Source organism: Streptomyces sp. NPDC001536 (assembly GCF_042894505.1).
Lineage (GTDB): Bacteria > Actinomycetota > Actinomycetes > Streptomycetales > Streptomycetaceae > Streptomyces.
This window is the reverse complement of sequence record NZ_JBIAVQ010000024.1, coordinates 96,949-116,425: the sequence shown is the minus strand read 5'-3', so window position 1 is coordinate 116,425 and position 19,477 is coordinate 96,949. Positions and strand designations below refer to the sequence as shown.

Sequence of the window (19,477 nt, the reverse complement as noted above, 5' to 3'; positions counted from 1 at the left end):
CATATCCAGCTCCAGCCCGACCTCATCGACGGCTGCCTGGCAGGCACCAGACTGCCCCTCATCCAGCAGCCGACAACAACCCGAGGAAGTCAGTAGGTCTTCGACCGCCGCTACCTCTCCGAAGCCTCCATGGCCGGCCTCTCAGCCACCAAGCCAGCCGAGCGCGAGCCGCAGATCACCCCACAACCGGAATCGAAACAGCTGCCGTGACTACGCCACCTCACGGGACATGACCTGCCGAGTCGCGTGAGGTCGCATCGAGGTACTCGAATGTGGGGGCAGCGGAGTGGAAGGGAGACTGGCAGGTGTCGGGGGCGCTGGGTCAGTCCGGACGGCGGGTCCCCAGCGCCTGCTTTAGATCGTGCTCCAGCTCGGCGGACTCGGCGGCGGTGAGCGCCTTCAGCGGATGCCTGACGGATCCGCCGGCCATGCCGACCAGCTCACACCACTTCTTCAGCGCCGCGTTCGGCATGTGTCCGTTCTCCAGCGGTCCGATGATCCACTTCCGGTAGACCTGCCGGACGGCCGACAGCGAGTCGAAGACCTCCTTCGCCTCCTGAACGCGGCCCTCGCCGCAGAGGCGTATGTACTCCTCGATCGGCCGGTGGTGTGCTGACTGGTACAGGTAGCCTTCCGGGTCGCAGTAGAGCAGTGCCTGGCCGTGTTCGAGCAGGTTCTCGAAGAAGTGTTCCTCCAGGGGATCCGAAACGCGGACGCCGGTTCCCTTCGCGACATCGCGCAGCTGGTTGTTGGAGTGGGGATCCGCCGTTGTCTTGAGGATTTTCACGTTCGGTCGCTCGCACAGTGCGGCGAACGCCTTCAGGGACAGCGTGCTTTCGCGTGTGCCGGATTTACCCGGGTTGAAGATCACGAACGGCATGTCGACCGCTGCGAAGACCGCGTCGAAGTGATCGAGCACATCCTGGTCCGAATCGGCGGCTGCGGGAACCTCCAGCACGGAGTAGGCGGCGCCGACCCGCTGGGCGTGGGCGCTGAGGGCGATGGCTTCGTCGAGCGTGGGCGCCGAGGTGACGGGGGTGACCAGGAGGCGGTCGGCGGCCTCGTCGACGATGACTTCGACGATGCCCTTGCGCTCGTCGTGGCTGAGGGCCCAGCCCTCACCCATCAGACCGTTGCAGTAGACGCCGTCGAGCCCCGCGTCGATGCAGTGGTGCACATTGCGTCGCAGGCCCAATTCATCGACTTCCCCGGACGGGAGAAAGGGAGTCGGCAGAGCCCCCCAGAGTTCGATGCCGGTCCTTGAGCTGCACTTCACGCTCGGTCGCTCCTTCGCATGATGGGTTTCGCGGACACCGCGGACGCACCCGTGCCCTGGGTAGAGCGGTCAGCCGTACGACTGGTGTCCGCGAGGGAAAGGTCAGATCGGATGAGTGCCGAACTCCCCGGGCCTCGGCTGGCGGGGCCCAGGGGATTCGGTGTGGTCAGGCGTTCCGGCCGCGGGTCTCCGGGAGCCGGGTCAGCGTCACCAGCAGGAGCACGACGACGGCGGCCCCTGCCAGGTAGTAGCCGGGAGACGCGGCGACTCCCGTGGCGCCCACGAGGGCGGTTCCGACCAGCGGGGCTGTTCCGCCGAAGGCCGCGTAGGCGGTGTTGTAGCTGATGGCGGCCGAGGTGAAGCGGGTCTCCGTGTCGAAGATCTCCACGAAGAACGCGTAGCAGCCGCCGCCGTAGACGCACAGCGGGACGACGAAGAGCAGCTGCCCCAGCCCGGCCAGCAGGAAGGATCCGCTGGTGACCAGCATGAAGCACGGGATGGAGAGCACGGCCAGCGCGGCCGAGCCGGCGATCAGCATCGGCTTGCGGCCGACCCTGTCGCCGATCACGCCGCCGATGGGCAGCAGCACCGTGTAGGCGGTCATGGCCGCCGCGTTGAGCAGCAGCGACTGTTCCCGGCTGAGACCGCCCGCGGTCTGGACGTAGGTGACGAAGTAGCCGGCCAGCGAGTAGAACCCCATGGCGGTCAGGCCGAGCACGAAGACGACCTGAAGCATCCGCACCTTGTTCTGGCGGAACGCCTGGCGGATCGGGGTGCGCTTGCGGCCCGCCGTCTCGGCCTTGATCCGCTGGAAGACCTCGCTCTCCTCGGTGCGCAGGCGGATCCACAGGCCGAAGAACGCCGCCGGGAGGGCGAGCAGGAACGGGATGCGCCACCCCCACGCCATGAACGCCTCGTCGCTCATCGACTTGCTGAGGACCAGGATCAGGGTGCCGGCGACGACGGAGGGCAGGGCGGTGGCGGCGAGGGTGATGTTCAGCCAGTAGCCGCGGCGGTGCACCGGGGCGTGCTCGAACACGAAGGTGGGTGCGCCCACGGACTCACCGCCGGCGGAGAAGCCCTGCACGAGTCGGCACAGCACCAGGAGGGTGGGAGCGAGCGCGCCGATGGAAGCGTACGTGGGAAGCGCTCCGATCGCCGCGGTGGCGATGCCGATGGACAGGAGGGTGAAGTACAGGACCTTGCGGCGGCCGATCCTGTCACCCAGGGCACCGAAGAACAGCCCGCCGAGTGGCCGCACCGCGAACGCGACACCGAAGGTGGCGAAAGTGACGAGCAGGCCGGCGAGGGCACTGTCACGGGGGAAGAACAGCTGGGAGAGCGTGACGGCCGACAGGCCGTAGAGCGTGAAGTCGTAGAACTCGACGAACTGGCCGACGCTGCCGCCGGCCAGGACCCGCCGTTGCATGCGGGTGATCCGCGTGGGCTTGGAGGATGTCGCCGTACTCGCCTCGGTCGTCGTCATGAGGTCCTCCGAAGATCGAAGCGGCAAGGCGCCGACATGGTGGTTCTGCTGCACATGGCGTCTCTCTTGAGTCGCACCCATTGAGGGGACGGGTGGGTGGCACACAGAGTCCAGCGCTCAGCAGGAATCAGGCAATGGATGCCTTGAAGGTGACGGATCTGGCCATATGATTGGCCGATGCTAGAGGATCTGGACCGCCGTATCGTCGGTGCCCTACAGGTCGAGGGGCGTGCGTCATGGCGCCGCATCGCCGAGGTGCTCGGCGAGGCGGAGCGCACGGTCAGCCGCCGCGGAACGCTCCTGCTGGAATCGGGAGTTGTCGTGGTCGCCGGATGGCACACACCCGGCGCGGCCTCGATCATCAGCGTGCACAGCACGCCGCAGACCCTGAAGATCACCGCCTCGGCCCTGGCCCGCAGGCCGGACACCACCTTCGCCTACACCCTCACCGGCCCCGTGGACTGCGTGACCGAGATCCGCACCGCACCCGGCGCGCTGCCCGCCCTGCTCTACGACGACCTGCCCGGGACACCGGGCCTGGTGGCCATGTCGACGCTGCCCGTCATGAAGTACTTCCGCACCGGGTTCCAGTGGCAGCCCGACCTGATCTCCGCCGAGGAGGTCGCCGCCCTACGGGAATTCCAGCCGCCCCCGCAGTCACCCGACGACCCCGCCACACCGTTGAGCAGCGACGACCGCGCCATCGTGCGGGCCCTGGCAACGGACGGGCGCATGTCCTACGACCGGCTGGGCCGGACCGTGGGAGTGTCGGAAGCCACAGCCCGGCGCCGGGTGGAGGCGCTGCGGCGGGCAGGCACTCTGACCATCCGGGCCGTCGTCGAGCCGCAGCAGCTCGGCCTGCCGGTCGAAGCCGTGATGTGGATCAAGGCGTCGCCGGGCGACGTCGACGCGATCGGTGACGCGCTCCTGTCCCACTCCAGCGTGCGGTACGCCGCGGCCATCATGGGTGAATACCAGGTGATCGCCGACATCATCCTGCCCAGCAGGCAAGCCCTGCACGAGTTCGTCACGCGCTCCCCGGCCCTGGCCCGAGCGAGAGCCGTCGACACCACGCTCGTGATCACCGCGCTCAAACGCAGCGGCGTCCTGGCCGCAGACCTCCGATCGGCCCGCGCTGCTTCCGACTGAGGTCACAGGGTGACCTGCGGTGTGGTGGGCCGGCGGCGCGACGGTAGGCAGCAGGTGCTCGTGGTCGGTCAGCGGCCTTCTCGCGGGTGGCTCCGGGGCACGGACAACTGGCCACCAGCTCGAACCTGCGGCAGTCCGGCTTTCGACGAGACACCGCACAGTGGGCAGGATGGGGACCGCCCGGTTGCCGCAGGCAGACGTCGTACCGAGGTGCCGTTCGGGCGGGGCATGGCGATGGCGGTACGGGGAATCCCGCACGCGCGCGGTGCGGCGCGGGGCAGACGGAAGTCCATGTGCTGGGCTACCCGCTGGACGAGATCGTCGGCACGTCCGCCGCCAGCCTGCTCGACAAAATCTCTCCTCGGAGGCCCTGCGCGAGATCCAGGCCGTGCGGAGGTGGAGTGGCCGGGCGCGGCTGCGGCAGCCGGTGGAGGCCCGTCTGCTTGCCCACCGCGGCAAGCACCTGCTTCTTCGCTTGGCTCACTGCGGGCCGGCACCGACTTCCGTGACGTGCAGATCGGTGTACTCCTCCAGGCCCCACGGACCGTTCTCCACGCCGACGCCGCTCCATTTGACACCGCCGAACGGCGCTTCCGGGGACGGCAGGCCACCCGAGTTGATCTTTACGCGGCCGGTCACGAGACGAGCCGCGACGGTGCGGGCCCTGTCGACGTCAGGTGACCAGACCGAGCCGGCCAAGCCGTACATCGTGGCATTGGCACGCTCGATCGCCTCGTCGAGGTCCTTGTAGGCGATGACGGGCAAAGCGGGTCCGAACTGCTCCTCGTCGACGATCCGGGTACCGTCCTGGACGTCGCCGATGACGGTCGGCTCGAAGAAGTACCCGTCACCAGGAAGGCGGCGCCCGCCGGCCGCGATGGCCGCACCCGCGGCTTTCGCGTCCTCAACCAGTTCCTCGACGTAGTCGCGTTGGAAGTCGGTCGTCAACGGCCCCAACCTGACATCGGGGTCGAGACCGGAGCCGACAGGCGTGGAGCGAGCCAGATCGGCCAGTGCGTCGAGGAGCCGACCGTACAGGCGCTCGGGAACGTAGACGCGTTTGGTCGCTTCACAGATCTGGCCCGAGTTGGCGAAGGCGGACATGAACAGCGGCTCGGCGACGCGGTCGATGTCGGCGTCGTCGAGAACGATGGCCGCGTCATTGCCGCCGAGTTCGAGCGTGACGCGCTTGAGGTCCTGGGCAGCGGCGACGGCGACGGCCTTGCCGGTCGGGATCGAACCGGTGAAGGAGATCTTGCGGGGAATCGGGTGTGACACGAGCTGTTGGCCCAGAGGCTCAAGGCCGCTGACGACGTTGAGTACACCCGGAGGCAGCGCGGCGGCGAGTACCTGGCCCAGCGCCAGCGTGGTGAGGGGCGTGTACGGGGACGGCTTGAGGACCATGGTGGCGCCTGCGGCCAGCGCCGGTGCGATCTTCCACGCCGCGAGCAGGATCGGGGCGTTCCACGGGGTGAGCGCCGCGGCCACACCGACCGGGCGGCGCGACACCTCGATCGTCCGGTCCGGGAGTGTCCGCACCGTCTTCTCGGGCAGTTCCAGGTCCGCGTAGTAGTCGAGCCAGTTGGCGGAGATCATGATCGATCCGACGGACCCCGCGACCGGCGCGCCCTGCTCCCTGGTCAGCAGCGGGCCGAGGTCCTGTGCGGAGCGCCGCATGAGTTCGGCGGCCTCGTGCAGGGCCTTGCGTCGCGACTCGTGGTCCGCCGACCAGGGCACCTGGGCGCGTTGGGCGGCCTGCATGGCGAGGTCGAGCTGAGCCGGCGAGCACTGAGGCGCTGCTCCCATGGGAGCGCCGGTGGCGGGATCGATGACATCGAAGGTGCCGTCACCGGTGACGGCCTCGCCGTTGATGGTCATAACTGAGTCGGTCACGGTCTGCCCCTGTTCGTAGGTCGGTCAGCGAGGTCCGTAGTCGGCCACCAGCTCCGTGTCGACGCCGATCGGGCCGATGGCGATGGCGCCTCCCGGCGTTCCGACGGCCGTCTCGCGACCCGGTAGCGGCTCGTTGAAGAACCGGGCGTTGTCGGCGGTGAAGGCGCGTTGGTCGCCGGTGAGGAGCCGGTCCAGGTCGATGGCTTCCTCGGGGCAGACCGGCTTGCAGGCGCCGCAGTCGATGCACTCCGCCGGGTTGATGTAGAGCTTTCGCTCGCCTTCGTAGATGCAGTCGACGGGACACTCCTCGGTGCAGGCCTTGTCCATGACGTCGATGCATGCGGGACCGATCACATAGGTCATGTGGTCTCCTTGGCCGAACCGTCCGGTATGTCGGTGGAGTGTCCCGGGAAGACGGTTTCCTCCGGGTTGACGTGGACCGCCGCGTGGTTGACCGCGGTCGCCGCCTCGCCGAAGCCGACGGCGAGCAGGCGTACCTTGCCGCCGTAGTCGGTGATGTCACCGGCCGCGAACAGGCCCGGCAGGTTGGTCCGCATGGTGTCCTGGACGCGTATGTAGCGGTTGTCGCTCAGCTCGAGTCCCCAGGTGCGCAGTGGCCCGAGGTTGGCCGTGAAGCCCAGGGCGGCGACCACGGCGTCCGTGTCCCTCTCGGTCGGTGTGGAGCCGGGGCCGGTGATCGTGACCCTCTCGACGCGGCTGTCCCCGTGCACCTGCGTGACCTGGGCCTCGGGGATGACGTCGACCGTCGAGCGGGCCAGTTGGCTGACGGTGTGCGCGTGGGCTCGAAAGGTCGCGCGCCGATGGACGAGGGTCACGGTGCGCGCGATCGGTTCGAGGGCGAGGGCCCAGTCGCAGGCGCTGTCCCCTCCCCCGACCACGACGACGCGCTGGTCCCGGTGTTGTTCGAGGTCGGGTACGAAGTAGGAGACGCCGCGGCCGACGAGGTGCTGTCCGGCCGGGAGCGGGCGAGGCGTGAACGTCCCTATGCCGGCGGTGATGATGGCCGCGCGGGTGTGGAACGTGGTGCCGGCGTCCGTGCTCACGCGGAGGGTGCCGTCGGCCCGGTGGGCCAGTTCCGTCGCGCGTTCGGCCAGCACGTACGTCGGGTCGAAGCGGGCGGCTTGTTCGACGAGGTTCTTGATGAGTGTCCGTCCTCGGACGGACGGGAAGCCGGCGATGTCGTAGATCGGCTTCTCCGGGTAGAGGGCGGTGACCTGTCCGCCCGGCTCGGGCAGGGAGTCGACGATCGCGACGCTGAGCCCGCGGAAACCGGCGTAGTACGCGGCGAACAGGCCGACCGGCCCCGCGCCGACGATGAGTAGGTCACGCTCGATCACTGTCACGGTGCACCTGGGCTAGGGAATGAGTAGGGGCTTGACGACTCGCCCGCTGGTGGAGGCTTCGGCGGCTTCGTTGATCTCCCGCAAGGGGAAGCGTTCGATCAGCTTGTCGAAGGGGAACACGCCGGACTGCCACCAGTCGATCATCTGAGGGATGAAGACGTCAGGGACGGCGTCGCCCTCCAGCACCCCGACCAGTCGGCGCCCGAAGACGATCTGCTGGGCGGGGAGTCGCAGTTCCTCTCCCGGGGCGGCCAGGGCGCATGTGCCGCCTTGCGCCAGCGCGTCGACAGCGGTGGCGATCACCGCTGCTCTGCCGGTGGTGTCGAAGGCGCAGTCCGCACCGGACGTGATCCGCTGGAGCTGATCGAGCAGCTCGGGAGCGGCACCGTCGAGGGCGTGCGTCGCGCCGACGTCCAGAGCCAGCTGCCGGCGCCCCTCGACCACGTCCACCGCGACCACCGCGGAGGCCCCGCAGATCCGGGCGGCCATCACCGCGGCGAGCCCGACCGCGCCTGCGCCGAAGACCACGACCGACTGCCCCGGGCGTACCTGGAGGACGTTGACGATTGCCCCGGCGCCGGTCTGGAGCCCGCAGCCCAGCGGTCCCAGAATCTCCAGCGGCAGTTCCGGGCTGACCTTGACGACGTTGTTCTGGCTCGCCACGGAGTACTCCGCGAAGGACGACTGCCCGAAGAAGGTGTTGTTGACCGGCCGGCCCTCGGCGTCAGCCAGTGTGGCGTGCTCACGGGACAGGCCGGGGCCGGTGTTCCGGTCCATCCAGGTAGCGCAGAAGTAGGGCCTGCCGCTTCGGCAGTTGCCGCAGCCACCGCAGCTGTCGTAGCTGAGGACGACCGGGTCTCCGACAGCTGCCTTGGTGACCTGTGAGCCGACCGCGGCCACCACACCGGAACCCTCGTGTCCCAGCACGATCGGACGCAGCGGCCGGCCGGCGGGCCCGCGGACCGCCAGATCGGTGTGGCACATACCGGCGCCGGCGATCTTCACCAGCACGTCGAGTGGACCGAGTGAGGACAGTTCGAGCTTCTCCAGCGTGAACCTGTCGTCCGGGTCGCGGACTACCGCGGCTTCGACGTGCGAAGGCACGTCAATGTGAGCAGACACCTTTGTCTCCCAACGAGTCTAACGAGCCATAGAACACAATACTAGAATGTTGCTCTATTGGGGAAGGGTTGGATCTGGGGCAGCACGGCGCGTGGCCAGTGCCGATGCTGCGAAGAAGTGGATTCGTGCTCTGACGCCGTCGGCCCCCGACGGCCACAAAACGGCGGCTAGTCGGCGTCGCCCATCTTGAGGATGAGGTCGGCGAAGTAGTTGATGACCGCGTTGGCGGTGCGACGGTCCTCGATGGTCATCAGCTGCGTCGCGGCCCCGGTCAGCAGCCCGTACAGGGCGTATCCAGTCGCGTCGGGCATGGGTGGCTCGCCGATGGTGATGCCGAGCGAGCCACGCAGGTAGCGTGCCCGCTGCTCGCGCGAGACGGTGACCTCAGGGGCAGGTCCCTCGAGGAGAATGGAAACGCGGTCGATGTCGCGCTGCTTCCAGGTGTCCAGGAGGTAGGCCTTGGCGCCTTCGACGTAGATGCGCAGCGGATCCGTCTCACCCGCGCCGACCGCCTTCTTGGTCGCCCGCTCGGACACCTCCCGGTGCCGGGCGAGCGACGCGTCGGCGAGCGCGCGAAAGACCTCTTTCTTGCCGCCGAACTGGTGGTAGATGCTGCCGACGCTGACCCCGGACGCGGTGACGATGTCGTTGATGTTCGTGTCGTCGTAGCCCTTCTCGTTGAAGAGCCGACGAGCGGCGTCGAGCACGGCCTTCCTCGTCCCGGCCGACCGGCGCCATTCGCCCTTCCGCTCCCCGATCTGGTCGGCGAGCCCGTCGGACGCGCGAGAAGTCGATGCTGGGCTCACGGCGACGCCTGTCCTCCTTCACAGTGTGGTGATCGACTGCCACCACCTGGCCGAACCGATCCACGGCATTCTACTCCCGCACGGTTCCCGCCCCGGGGGGTCAGCCGGTGACGAACAGGCCGTCCGACAGAATCCGCTCCCCTCGTTGGTTGTCGACGACAAACGGATGCTCGGTGCCCTCACCCCACACGGAGACGACGAGTTCGTCGCCGGGGTAGGTCGGCGCGGAGAACCGGCCACGGAGACTGCGGAAGGCAGCCGGGTCACCGTCGGCCAGCTCGTTCAGCAGCAGCCTCCCGACGATCCCGTACGAACACAAGCCGTGCAGGATCGGCCGGGAGAATCCCGCCGCACTGGCGTAGACCGGATCGGAATGCAGCGGATTGGTATCACCGGTCAGCCGGTACAGCAGTGCCTGGTCCAGGCGCGTGGTGGCCTCCAGAGTGCGGTCCGGCTTGGCCTCGGGTGGGGCGCTGCCACCGCTCGGTCCCCGCTCGCCGCCCCAGCCGCCGTAGCCACGGAAGAACAGGGACTGGCGGCAGGTGACGTAGGCCTCGCCGGTCACCGCGTCGGCGGTGACCGCCTCCGTTTCGACCACGGCGGCCTTGCCCTTGTCCCAGACCGCGGTGACTCGGCCCGATGTGGTCACCTCCGCCGACGCCGGCAGCTCCCGGTGCTGCTCGACCTGCTGGGTGCCGTGCAGCATCCGGGCGAGGTCCACGCCGTCGAGCGTCTCGATGGGGCCGCCGACGCCGACCCGGCAGCCTTCGATGACGCCGAAGGTCGGCAGTACCCGCTGGGTGACTCCGGCGGTGTTCTCCGTCGTGAACTGCAGTTCTCGCGCGGGATCGTCCCCTCCCGCGCCCACGGCCAGGGCGTAGAGGCGGGTGTCCCGGCCGGTCCAGCTTCCCTGTACCGCACGCAGCTCGCGGCCGACGATCCGGTCGTTGATCGGCATGGTCAGCTCGCCGGTGCCGGCTGCGGGATGCCGGGGATGAACCCGGGATCGTGCTGGTCGGGCCAGCCGCGCAGTGCGGCCGCCACCGATTCGACGGTCCAGTTCTCGTCGGCGGAGGCGGACTCGGCCGGCGTCCAGCCCGTGTAGCGGTGGATCTGGCGCCCGAACACGCCGTACACCTGGGCGTTGGACGTGCACTCCGGGCTGAGCAGCCACGCAACCAGGGGCGAGACATGGGACGGTGCGAGCGCGTCGTCCGGCGCCGAGTCCATCGGGTTGCCGCCGTTGAGGCTGCCCGTGGTCAGACGTGTTTTGGCCAGCGGCGAGATCGCGTTGACCCGGACTCCGTACCGTTCGAGCTCGCGGGAGGCGGAAATGGTCATCAGCGCGATGGCCGCCTTGGCGGCTCCGTAGTTGACCTGTCCGACGTTGCCGTGGAGTCCGGAGATCGCGGTCGTGGTGACCACGGAGGCGTCGGCCTTCTCGCCTGCCTTGTGCCTGCCGCGCCAGTACTCGGCCGCGTGCCGCAGGAGGTAGAAGGTGCCGTACTGGTGGACCTTGATGATGTCGTCCCACTCGGCCTCGGACATGTTGACCAGCATGCGGTCACGCAGGAATCCCGCGTTGCACACGACGCCGTCGAGCCGGCCGAAGGTCGATATCGCGGTCTGCACGATCTGGGCCGCCGAGTCCCAGGTGGTCACCGAGTTGCCGTCGGCGACTGCCTGGCCGCCGAGTGCCTTGATCTCGTCGACGACGTCGTGTGCGGGTCCCTTGCCGTCCTCGTCGAGGTCGTTCACGACCACGGACGCTCCCTCGCGGGCGAGCAGGAGCGCGTGTTCCCGGCCGAGCCCCCGCCCGGATCCGGTCACGACAATGACACGGCCTGCCAAACTGCTTGACATGGATTTCCTCTCGTAGGGGTCGTCGGAGTCGCGGCGGCTCACTCGCCGTAGAGCTGGACGGGCAGGTACTTGATGCCGTGGAAGAAGTTGCTCTCGTTGAACACCGCCTCGCCGGTGACGCGGTAGTCGGGGAACCGCTGCAGCAGTTCCTCGAACATGATCCGCAGCTGCAGGCGCGCCAGCGGGGCGCCGAGGCAGAAGTGCGGGCCGCCGCCGCCGAAGGCCAGGTGCTCGTTCGGCTGGCGGTGGATGTCGAACCGGTCCGGGTCGGGGAAGACGCTGGGGTCGCGGTTGGCGGCGCTGTAGAACATGAGGACCCAGTCGCCCTTGGCGATGCGCTTGCCACCGATCACCGTGTCCTGGGTCGCGGTCCTGCGGAAGTGAGTCACGACGGTTCCCCAGCGGAGCATCTCCTCGACGGCTGTCCTGATGAGCTTCGGGTTCTCGATCAGTTCGCGTCGCTGGTCGGGGTGTTCGGCCAGAGCCCGGACGCCGGCGGTGGTGGTGTTGCGGGTCGTTTCGTTGCCCGCGGTCGCGAGAATGAAGAACGACTCCCGCTGCTGCTGCCAGTTGAGCCGTTCCCCTTCGATCTCGGCGCCCATCAGCTTGGACACCAGATCCTCGGTGGGCGACTCGGCCCGCTGCTGCTGCATGCGTTCCAGGTAGGCGAACATCTCCGCCACGGCCGCGGTGGCCTTCGCCGAGTGTCCGGTGCCCTTCTCGAAGTCGATGGTCAGGTCGTCGAGATCGGAGACTGCGTCGGTCCACTCCGTCAGGAGGTGCTGGTCGCTCCGGGGGACGCCGAGTATGTCGCCGATGACGCGGATCGGCGTTTTCGCCGAGACCTCGTGCACGAAGTTGAACGGGTCGCGACGTCCGGCCACCTCGTCCAGCACAGCGACGGTGGTCGCCCGGATGTAGGGCTCGGATTCGCGGACCAGTTTCGCGGTGAACGCGGCGCTCACCAGCCCTCGCATCCACGCGTGGTACGGATCGTCGGCGCCGAGCATCGCGAACGTGTCGAACTCACCCATGGGGAGCTCAATAGCATTCTCCGATATTCCGTTGGCCGAAGAGAACAACTCCGGGTGGCGCGAGACGTGGACGATGTCCTCGTGCCGTGTCAGGACCCAGAACGGGTGAGGGGCGAAGGGATTCTTCGGGTCGGCCTTGTGCCAGTGGACCGGGTCGTGTTCGCGCAGGTAGTGCAGTGCCGGATGCGGGTCGCTGGTCCAGAGGCGGATGTCGGTGACGTCGATCTCGTCGACATCGGTGAACTGGGTGGTAGCGGTCATCGCACGGTCTCCTCGGCTCGGTGCGTCGCGTAACTACGAAGATTGACGGTGGGGTCGGCCAGCAGTTCGCGGTCGATCGGTTCGCCGCGAAGGCCGGACGGACTCAGCAGGCGGCGCGCAGCCAGGTGGTCGGCGGCCGCGTCGATCGATTCGGCAGCGACAAGAACCCCCTCACGCAGGTGGAACGCGGTGAACGGGCCGGCGGCCGGATCGCCGCGGGTCACGACCTCGTCGCCCTCGCCGACCAGCCCGGCGATGGTCAGACGCCGACCGGCCTGCTCGCTCCAGAACCACGGCACGGCGGCGTAGTCGCGGGCCTGTCCGTCCGCGAGCCAGGCGCCGATCGTGCGGCCTTGATCGGTCGCGTTCTGTACGGATTCCAACCGCACCGACGAACTCATGGCGGGGTCGACGACGCGCGCGCAGTCGCCTGCCGCGGCGATACGCGGATCGACGGTCACCAAGTCCGGCCCGACGACGACCCCGTCGGCCGTCGGCAGGCCCGCGTCCGCCGCCAGCGAGACGTTCGGTCTCACTCCGACGGCCACGACCACCAGGTCCGCGCGTACCAACCGGCCGCCTCTGGTGACCACTCCGCCGATGTGGCCACCGCGCCGGGTCGCCCAGGAGCGCACGGAGTCGTTGAGCCTGATGTCCACGCCGTCCCGCTCGTGCGCTCCTTCGAGGACGGCCGCGACCACACTCGACACGCCGCGGCCGAGGACGCGGCCTCCGGCCTCGATCACGGTGACGTGCTTGCCCAGCGCCCGCATCGTCGAGGCGACTTCGAGGCCGAGGAATCCGGCGCCCACGACCACCACATGGGTCGCGTCAACCGCCGTGGCCCGCAGTCTGTTCGCGTCCTGGAGGTGGCGCAGTGTCATGACGCCCGGCGGCGGGTCGGGGACCGGAAGTTCGCGTGGCGTGACACCCGTCGCCAGGAGCAGACGGTCGTAGCGCAGCCGTTCGCCATCGGCCAGCAGCACTTCGCCGGCCGTCCGGTCGATGGCGGTCGCCGGCACCCCCGTACGGATGTCGACGGCCGCCTCTTCGTAGAAGCGCGGGGGGCGCAGCGCCAGCTGTTGGCCGTCGCGGAGGTGCTCCTTGGACAGCGGCGGTCGTTGGTAGGGCGGGTGGGGCTCGGCTCCGACGACGACCAGCCGACCGTCGTATCCACGCTCCCGGGTCGAGGCCGCGGCTTGGACACCGGCCAGACCGGCACCCACGATGACGACCGTCTCCATCATGCCGCCCCTTCCGAGGTTCAGGCCGCGTGGCTCGTCGCTGGTCCCCACGCTGGGACCTGTCAGTTTTAGAATTGAATCCTAGAATCTCGCTCTGGTCAACCGTGGCGGACTCCCGGTTGCGCCAAGCACTGCCGCCAGCGCGTCGCGGGCCGGCCGACAGGGGTCGACCGGCCCACGACAGGCCCGTTCGCCCGTTATCCCGGAAGCACCCGGACCGCCTGGGCCGGGCAGATCCGCGCGGCGTACTCAGCCGACTCCCGATGCTCTTCGGCCGGTTCCTGGTCCGTGACCACGACGACGCCGTACTCGTCGTGACCGAACAGCGCCGGCGCCACCGCCGAGCACTGTTGAGCTGCGATGCACCGATCGGCGTCACCCTCGACGCGGTAGCCGCTCATCGGACTCCCGCATACCTCTGCCGCATGCAGGACACCCCCTTCCTTCACGAGTGTTCTCAGTTGGCAGCACTAGAGCGATGTTCTAGTACTGATCCGACCGTAGCAGGTCAGAGGCCTCATGCACCCCTGTTGACTGCCCCACTTGAGCATGCCAGTATCAGAGCGCGATTCTAGAAACTGGCGCAGCCGCGCGACAGCTGCCGTTTTCGCCGATCGGCCCGGCCGCCAGTTGACCCAAGGTCACCATGGAGGGCGCCAATGTTGCCGCTCGAAGGACTCCGCATACTCGACCTCACCGACGGGCTGGCCGGCCGCCTCGCCGGCGGACTACTGGCGGATTTCGGCGCCGACGTCGTCCGGTACCAGGCACCCGGCGACGACGCCCCGCCACTGCCCCAGTTCATCTTCACCGACCATGCCAAGACCGTCGGGCACCTGACGCCGGACGGCACCCCGCCCGCCGATGAGCTCGCCCGTGCCGACGTCTGTTTCGTGGACCGTCCCGACCAGGTACCGGCCGAAGCCCATGACCGCCTGATCGTGGTCGTCACCCCGCCCTGCACAACCGACGGGACACCGTGGGCGGGCGGTAGGGAGTCCGCGGAACTGCTCCACGCCTACTTCGGATTCGCCGCCGTCCAGGCCTCGTACTCCGGTCGGCCGGTCGACCACGTGTACCCGTACATCACCATCGCCCAGGGCGTGTGGTCGGCGACGTGCGCGGCGGCCGCGCTCCTGGAACGCGAGACCTCCGGACGCGGCCAGACCGTGGAGGTGAACGGAGTCCACGCGGCGAACATCTTCCTCGGCTACCTCTACGGGCGCGACGAGGGCTCCGCGGATCAGTCCCGCGCGATCGGACCCGGCGGACTCAACCCGCTGTACACGCGCTACCGGACCGCGGACGGCCGGTGGGTGTTCGTCGGCGCCCTGGGACCGAAGTTCGCCCGGGCGACACTGGAGACGACCGGTTCGCTCCACCTCCTGGACGACGACCGCATCCGCGGACGGCTCGACGCCCTGTGGGACATCTCCAACCACGCGTGGGTGCGCGCGCACTTCGCCGAGTACTTCGCGTCGAAGCCAGCCGACGACTGGATCGCCATCCTGGAAGCGGCCGACATCCCCTGCACGATCGTGCAAAGCCGGGAGGAGTGGTTCTCCGGGCCGCAAGTGGCGGCCACCGGCATGGTCCGGGAGATCGATCATCCACAGCTGGGGCGCGTGCGGATGCCGGGCGTGCCGGTCACCTCACTGCGGGAGCGCCGCACCGAACCACCGAAGCCGACGCCCACGCACGGACGCGGTCCGCTCGACGGCGTCCGGGTCACCTCGCTCGGCACGTTCGTCGCCGGCCCCTACGCCGCAGCGCTGCTGGCCGAGTTGGGCGCCAACGTCGTCAAAGTGGAGCCGCCGGTCGGCGACCCATGGCGGATGACCGGGTTCGTCTTCAACCGCGCCACCCGCAGCCTCGCTGTGGACCTGTCCACGGCCGCGGGCCGCGCCACGCTCGACGACGTCGTGCGCCACAGCGACGTCGTCATGAACAACTTCCGGCTCGGCGTCATGGAACGCCTCGGATACGGCTTCGACCGGTTGGCCTCGCTGAACCCGAGGGCGATCAGCGTCGGCGTGACCGCCTACGGCGAGAGCGGGCCACTGGCCCCACGACCGGGTTACGACACCGTCCTGCAGGCGGCGGGCGGAATCATGACCGCGCAAGGCGGCACCGGCGAGCCGGTGGTCCTGTCACTGCCGGTCAATGACCACACGACCGCCGTGGTGGGGGCGTTCACCGCGGTGCTGGGCCTGCTCGACCGGGCCCGGTTCGGCGTGGTGCGCCAGTTGTCGACCTCACTGGCCGCGACGTCCGCCTTCCTGCAGCTGACCGCGCTGACCGACTACGCGGGCCGGCCCGCGCCCGCCACGGGCGGCGACGACTTCACCGGGCCGGACGAGATGAACCGCATCCATCCGACCAGCGACGGCTTCGTCCGCGTCCAGGCCGATCCCGGCACCGTCGACATCGACACCGCGACCCTCGCCTCCTCGCTGGCCGGCCGGACGACCGACGAGGCGCTCGCCTGGTGCGCGTCGCACCACATCGCGGCGGTGAAGGTACGCACGGCCAGTGAAGTGTGCGCCGACCCCTACCTGCACGAGCACGGTCTGATGCGGCGTGCCGTCAGCGTGTCGGGGACGGTCTACACCCAGCCCGGCCGGTTCGCGGGATTCTCCCGCACCCCCCAGCGCCCGCACCCCGACGCCCCGGGGCTGGGCGAGCACACACATGAGCTGCTCACCGAGATCGGCTACGCCCCCGACAGGATCCGTGCGCTGGCCGGCGAGGGCGTCGTCGTCACCGGTGAACCGCTCGACCTCGAGTTCAGCCCTCTCTACCGCTGACCGACCCAGAGGACACCATGCCCAAACCCATGTCCAAGGCCCTGCCCGAACCCACGCCCGAGACCCAGCCGTTCTGGGACGCCGCCGCACGGGGCGAACTGCGCATCCAGCGCTGCGTCACCACCGGCAAGTTCTTCTTCTACCCTCGGCCCTGCTCGCCCTACGTCTTCGACGGAGAGGTGGAGTGGGTCACCGTGTCCGGCGACGCCACGCTGTACTCGTACAACATCAACCACCGTCCGGCGCCGGGTTTCCAGGACGACGCGCCGTACGCGATCGCCGTCGTCGAACTCGCCGAGGGCCCCCGGATGATGACGAACATCGTCGGCATCGAGAACACGCCCGAGAACCTGGTCCTGGACATGCCGCTCAAGGTCGGGTTCCAGGAACGCGACGGAATCGCCGTACCCGTGTTCGCGCCGGCGGAGGTGGCCGCATGAAGCCCGGTTCGATCGCGATCGTGGGAGCCGCGGAAACCGACCGCCTCGGCGTCCTGCCGGAGCACTCCGCCCTCCACCTCAACCTCGAGTCGGCGCGCAACGCCCTGCACGACGCCGGACTGACCCCGGCGGACATCGACGGGGTGGCCAGCACCGGCTTCCACGCCGGCGAGGTCGCCGACGCACTCGGGATCCGCACCCGCTGGGTCGACACCACCAGCGTCGGCGGATGCTCCTACTTCCTTCACGTCCGCCATGCCGCCGCCGCCATCACCGCGGGCATGGCCTCGGCCGTGCTCATCACACACGGCGAGTCCGGCCGCTCCCGGGTGGGAGAGGGGCGTCTGCAGTTCGCCGCCAGCAGTTCGCTGGGGCAGTTCGAAATGCCGTACGGGACCGCCGGCTTCGTCACGATGTTCACCGTGCCCGCGCTGCGGTTCATGAAGGAGTTCGGTGTCACCGACGAGCAGTTGGCCTCTGTCGCGGTCGCGCAGCGCAAGTGGGCCCACCCCAACGAGCGGGCTTTCCGCCGGGACCTCATCACCGTCGAGGACGTCCTCGCCTCGAAGATGATCGCGTACCCCTTCCATCAGGCCGAGTGCTGCGTGGTGACGGACGGCGGTGGCGCCCTCATCGTGACCTCCGCCGAGCGAGCCGCCGATCTGCCGTCGCGGCCGGTGTACATCCTCGGCACCGGCGAGAGCTCGGCGCACTCGGCCGTGTCGCAGATGGAGGACTTCACCTCGTCGCGGGCCTTCCGCGACGCGAGCGCCGACGCCTTCCGCGAGGCCGGCGTCGGACCGGCCGACATCGACCACCTGATGATCTACGACGCGTTCGCCCACGTCCCCCTGTACGGACTGCAGGACCTGGGCTTCGTCAAGCCCGGCGAGGCAGCCGCGTTCGTCGCCGAGGGCAACACCGAACCGGGCGGCCGCCTGCCCATGAACACCAACGGCGGCGGCCTCTCGTACACGCACACCGGCATGTACGGGATGTTCGCCATCCAGGAAGCGGTACGGCAGGTGCGTGGCACCGCGGCCGTGCCCGTCCCCGACGTCGAACTGAGCTTCGCCCATGGCGTCGGCGGCATGTTCTCGACCGCGGCGTCGCTGGTCCTGGCGCCCCGCCGACCCTGACGCCTGCCGCTGCTGACGCGGTGCCGGTCTTCATCGACCGGCACCGCGTTCGGCTGTCGGGCCCGGAGTCGCCTTCCTCGCGTCCGTGCCCGGGGAACGCCGGTCGGCCCTCGGGAACTACTGTGCAGGACGCTCGGCCGCCGACTCGTCGGCACGGACCCGATGGATCTCGGCGGACCGGCGCGCTCCCGGAAGAAGGGTCGCCGCGGCGAGTCCGACGACAGCGACCCAGAAGGCCACCAGGAAGAGGTTGTTGAAAGCTTCCTGGGCGGCGCCGGCCGGGACGTCTTCCGCCGTGACGCTGCCCACCTGGGCCACCAGCAGCGCACCGAAGACGGCCACGCCCGCCGTGGCCGCGAACTGGCCGGTGAGGTTGGAGATGGCGCTGCCCTGGGCGACGTACCGCTGGGGAAGGCTGTTCATCGAAGCCACCATGACCGGCATGTTGGCCAGCCCGATGCCGCAGCCCTGGAGCACCAGGATGACGGCGATCTGAAGCGACGGGGTGTCGACGCGAAGGGTCGCGAGCATCCACATACTGCTGACGACGGCAACGAGTCCGCCGACCACCGGGGTTCGCGCGCCCACCCGGTCGGTCAGCCACCCTCCGAGCGGACCGGTCACCGCGACGCCTATGGCCGCCGGGGCGAGGAGCAGTCCGACGTACTGGGCGTCGAAGCCGCGTACCGTCTGCAGCTCCACGGCCAGAAAGTTCAGACGCGCGTACTGGGCCACGTTGATGAACGCGGTCACCAGCACCGTGAGGTTGAAGGTCCAGTTCCCGAACATCCGGAAGTCGATGAGCGGATCACTGATCTTGAACGACCGCACCACGAGCCACAGGGAAAACACGACCACAGTCGCGACAAGGGCCCAGAGAACCGGGGACGTGCCGCCCAGCGCGGGGGCCTGCCGGATCGCGAGCACGGCAAGGACCGTGACCGCGGAGGCCAGACACCAGCCGAGCGCGTCGAATCGGCGCTGCTGGCGATAGCCGGACTTCGGCAGCAGCACCAGGGCGAGGACGAACGCCAGGACCGCCAGCACCACGAAGACCACGAAGATCGACCGCCACCCGAGAGCGGTGACCAGCCAGCCGCCCACCGCCGGCCCCGCGGCCGGCGCCCCCGCGATGCCGACACCCCAGATGCCCATCGCGGTGCCCCGCTTGTTCGGCGGAAACGCCTCCAGGACGATCGTCATACCGACGGGGATCAACGCTCCACCGCCCACACCCTGAACGAAACGGCCCGCGACCAGGAGCGGCATGTCGGGTGCCAGCACGCACAGAACCGAGCCGGCGCCGAAGGCCGCGACGCAGGCCAGGTACGTCTTCCGCCGGCCGAAACGGTCGGCCACCCACCCCGTGGCCGGCAGTGCGAAAACGACGCCGACGAGATACACCGTCGCGACCCAGTCGACGTCGACACTCCCACCCGTGGCGTCCAGGTCTGCCGCGATGTCCGGCAACGCCACACTGATGACCGTGATGTTGAGGACCGAGCAGTAGCCACCGACCAGGACGACCCACAGCGCCACCCAGGCCGACCTGGCGGCACGTACCGGTCTCACTTCTGACAAAGGACGCCCCTG

At 69.1% G+C, this 19,477-nt stretch carries 17 protein-coding genes; 4 read left to right on the top strand and 13 right to left on the bottom strand.

Features of this window, described 5'->3' with window-relative positions:
• Positions 1 to 322: 322 nt before the first annotated feature.
• Together ACFY0U_RS42545 and ACFY0U_RS42540 are read right to left on the bottom strand one after the other, a co-directional pair.
• Entirely contained in the window at positions 323 to 1,276 is a 954-nt protein-coding gene (locus ACFY0U_RS42545; RefSeq protein WP_388645468.1) for a dihydrodipicolinate synthase family protein, read from the bottom strand.
• Positions 1,277 to 1,442: 166 nt separating this feature from the next.
• Positions 1,443 to 2,762 carry an MFS transporter gene (locus ACFY0U_RS42540; RefSeq protein ID WP_351413415.1) on the bottom strand — a complete coding sequence of 440 codons (1,320 nt, stop codon included), beginning with the start codon at positions 2,760 to 2,762 and terminating at the stop codon, positions 1,443 to 1,445.
• 177 nt (positions 2,763 to 2,939) lie between these two features.
• Between ACFY0U_RS42540 and ACFY0U_RS42535 the strand changes: the two genes are divergently transcribed.
• Positions 2,940 to 3,911 carry an Lrp/AsnC family transcriptional regulator gene (locus ACFY0U_RS42535; RefSeq protein ID WP_388645466.1) on the top strand — a complete coding sequence of 324 codons (972 nt, stop codon included), beginning with the start codon at positions 2,940 to 2,942 and terminating at the stop codon, positions 3,909 to 3,911.
• Positions 3,912 to 4,391: 480 nt separating this feature from the next.
• Here ACFY0U_RS42535 and ACFY0U_RS42530 read toward each other — a convergent pair whose 3' ends face one another.
• From ACFY0U_RS42530 to ACFY0U_RS42485, 10 genes are all read right to left on the bottom strand, one after another.
• Positions 4,392 to 5,804, bottom strand: coding sequence for an aldehyde dehydrogenase family protein (locus tag ACFY0U_RS42530; protein WP_388645464.1), 1,413 nt, complete (start codon positions 5,802 to 5,804; stop codon positions 4,392 to 4,394).
• A gap of 24 nt (positions 5,805 to 5,828) precedes the next feature.
• Positions 5,829 to 6,167: a ferredoxin gene (fdxA, locus tag ACFY0U_RS42525; protein ID WP_351413409.1), complete on the bottom strand. Its 339-nt coding sequence runs from the start codon at positions 6,165 to 6,167 to the stop codon at positions 5,829 to 5,831.
• Positions 6,164 to 7,168: an NAD(P)/FAD-dependent oxidoreductase gene (locus tag ACFY0U_RS42520; RefSeq protein ID WP_388645463.1), complete on the bottom strand. Its 1,005-nt coding sequence runs from the start codon at positions 7,166 to 7,168 to the stop codon at positions 6,164 to 6,166. Before ACFY0U_RS42520 ends, fdxA begins: the two co-directional genes overlap by 4 nt.
• Positions 7,169 to 7,180: 12 nt before the next feature.
• On the bottom strand, positions 7,181 to 8,290 hold the full coding sequence (locus ACFY0U_RS42515) for an NAD(P)-dependent alcohol dehydrogenase (RefSeq protein WP_388645462.1): 1,110 nt from the start codon (positions 8,288 to 8,290) through the stop codon (positions 7,181 to 7,183).
• Between the two features lie 167 nt (positions 8,291 to 8,457).
• On the bottom strand, positions 8,458 to 9,096 hold the full coding sequence (locus tag ACFY0U_RS42510) for a TetR/AcrR family transcriptional regulator (RefSeq protein ID WP_388645460.1): 639 nt from the start codon (positions 9,094 to 9,096) through the stop codon (positions 8,458 to 8,460).
• Between the two features lie 100 nt (positions 9,097 to 9,196).
• Positions 9,197 to 10,054: a MaoC/PaaZ C-terminal domain-containing protein gene (locus ACFY0U_RS42505; RefSeq protein ID WP_388645459.1), complete on the bottom strand. Its 858-nt coding sequence runs from the start codon at positions 10,052 to 10,054 to the stop codon at positions 9,197 to 9,199.
• Positions 10,055 to 10,056: 2 nt separating this feature from the next.
• A complete protein-coding gene (locus ACFY0U_RS42500; protein WP_388645457.1) occupies positions 10,057 to 10,959 on the bottom strand; it encodes an SDR family NAD(P)-dependent oxidoreductase in 903 nt (300 codons plus the stop codon).
• Positions 10,960 to 10,997: 38 nt separating this feature from the next.
• Entirely contained in the window at positions 10,998 to 12,254 is a 1,257-nt protein-coding gene (locus tag ACFY0U_RS42495; protein ID WP_388645456.1) for a cytochrome P450, read from the bottom strand.
• Positions 12,251 to 13,549, bottom strand: a complete 1,299-nt coding sequence (locus ACFY0U_RS42490; RefSeq protein WP_388645454.1) for an NAD(P)/FAD-dependent oxidoreductase — start codon at positions 13,547 to 13,549, stop codon at positions 12,251 to 12,253. Before ACFY0U_RS42490 ends, ACFY0U_RS42495 begins: the two co-directional genes overlap by 4 nt.
• Positions 13,550 to 13,695: 146 nt before the next feature.
• Positions 13,696 to 13,899 (bottom strand): ferredoxin, encoded by a 204-nt coding sequence (locus tag ACFY0U_RS42485; protein ID WP_388645452.1) that lies wholly within the window; start codon positions 13,897 to 13,899, stop codon positions 13,696 to 13,698.
• Between the two features lie 258 nt (positions 13,900 to 14,157).
• Here ACFY0U_RS42485 and ACFY0U_RS42480 point away from each other — a divergent pair, with 258 nt between their 5' ends.
• The 3 genes from ACFY0U_RS42480 to ACFY0U_RS42470 are packed head-to-tail and all read left to right on the top strand — an operon-like array spanning position 14,158 to position 17,884.
• On the top strand, positions 14,158 to 16,305 hold the full coding sequence (locus tag ACFY0U_RS42480; RefSeq protein WP_388645450.1) for a CoA transferase: 2,148 nt from the start codon (positions 14,158 to 14,160) through the stop codon (positions 16,303 to 16,305).
• Positions 16,306 to 16,334: 29 nt separating this feature from the next.
• A complete protein-coding gene (locus tag ACFY0U_RS42475) occupies positions 16,335 to 16,745 on the top strand; it encodes a Zn-ribbon domain-containing OB-fold protein (protein ID WP_388645448.1) in 411 nt (136 codons plus the stop codon).
• Positions 16,742 to 17,884, top strand: a complete 1,143-nt coding sequence (locus ACFY0U_RS42470) for a thiolase (protein WP_388645446.1) — start codon at positions 16,742 to 16,744, stop codon at positions 17,882 to 17,884. Before ACFY0U_RS42475 ends, ACFY0U_RS42470 begins: the two co-directional genes overlap by 4 nt.
• Positions 17,885 to 18,001: 117 nt before the next feature.
• On the opposite strand, the gene ACFY0U_RS42465 is transcribed toward ACFY0U_RS42470, so the two are convergent.
• Entirely contained in the window at positions 18,002 to 19,456 is a 1,455-nt protein-coding gene (locus ACFY0U_RS42465; RefSeq protein WP_388645444.1) for a DHA2 family efflux MFS transporter permease subunit, read from the bottom strand.
• Positions 19,457 to 19,477: the final 21 nt, after the last annotated feature.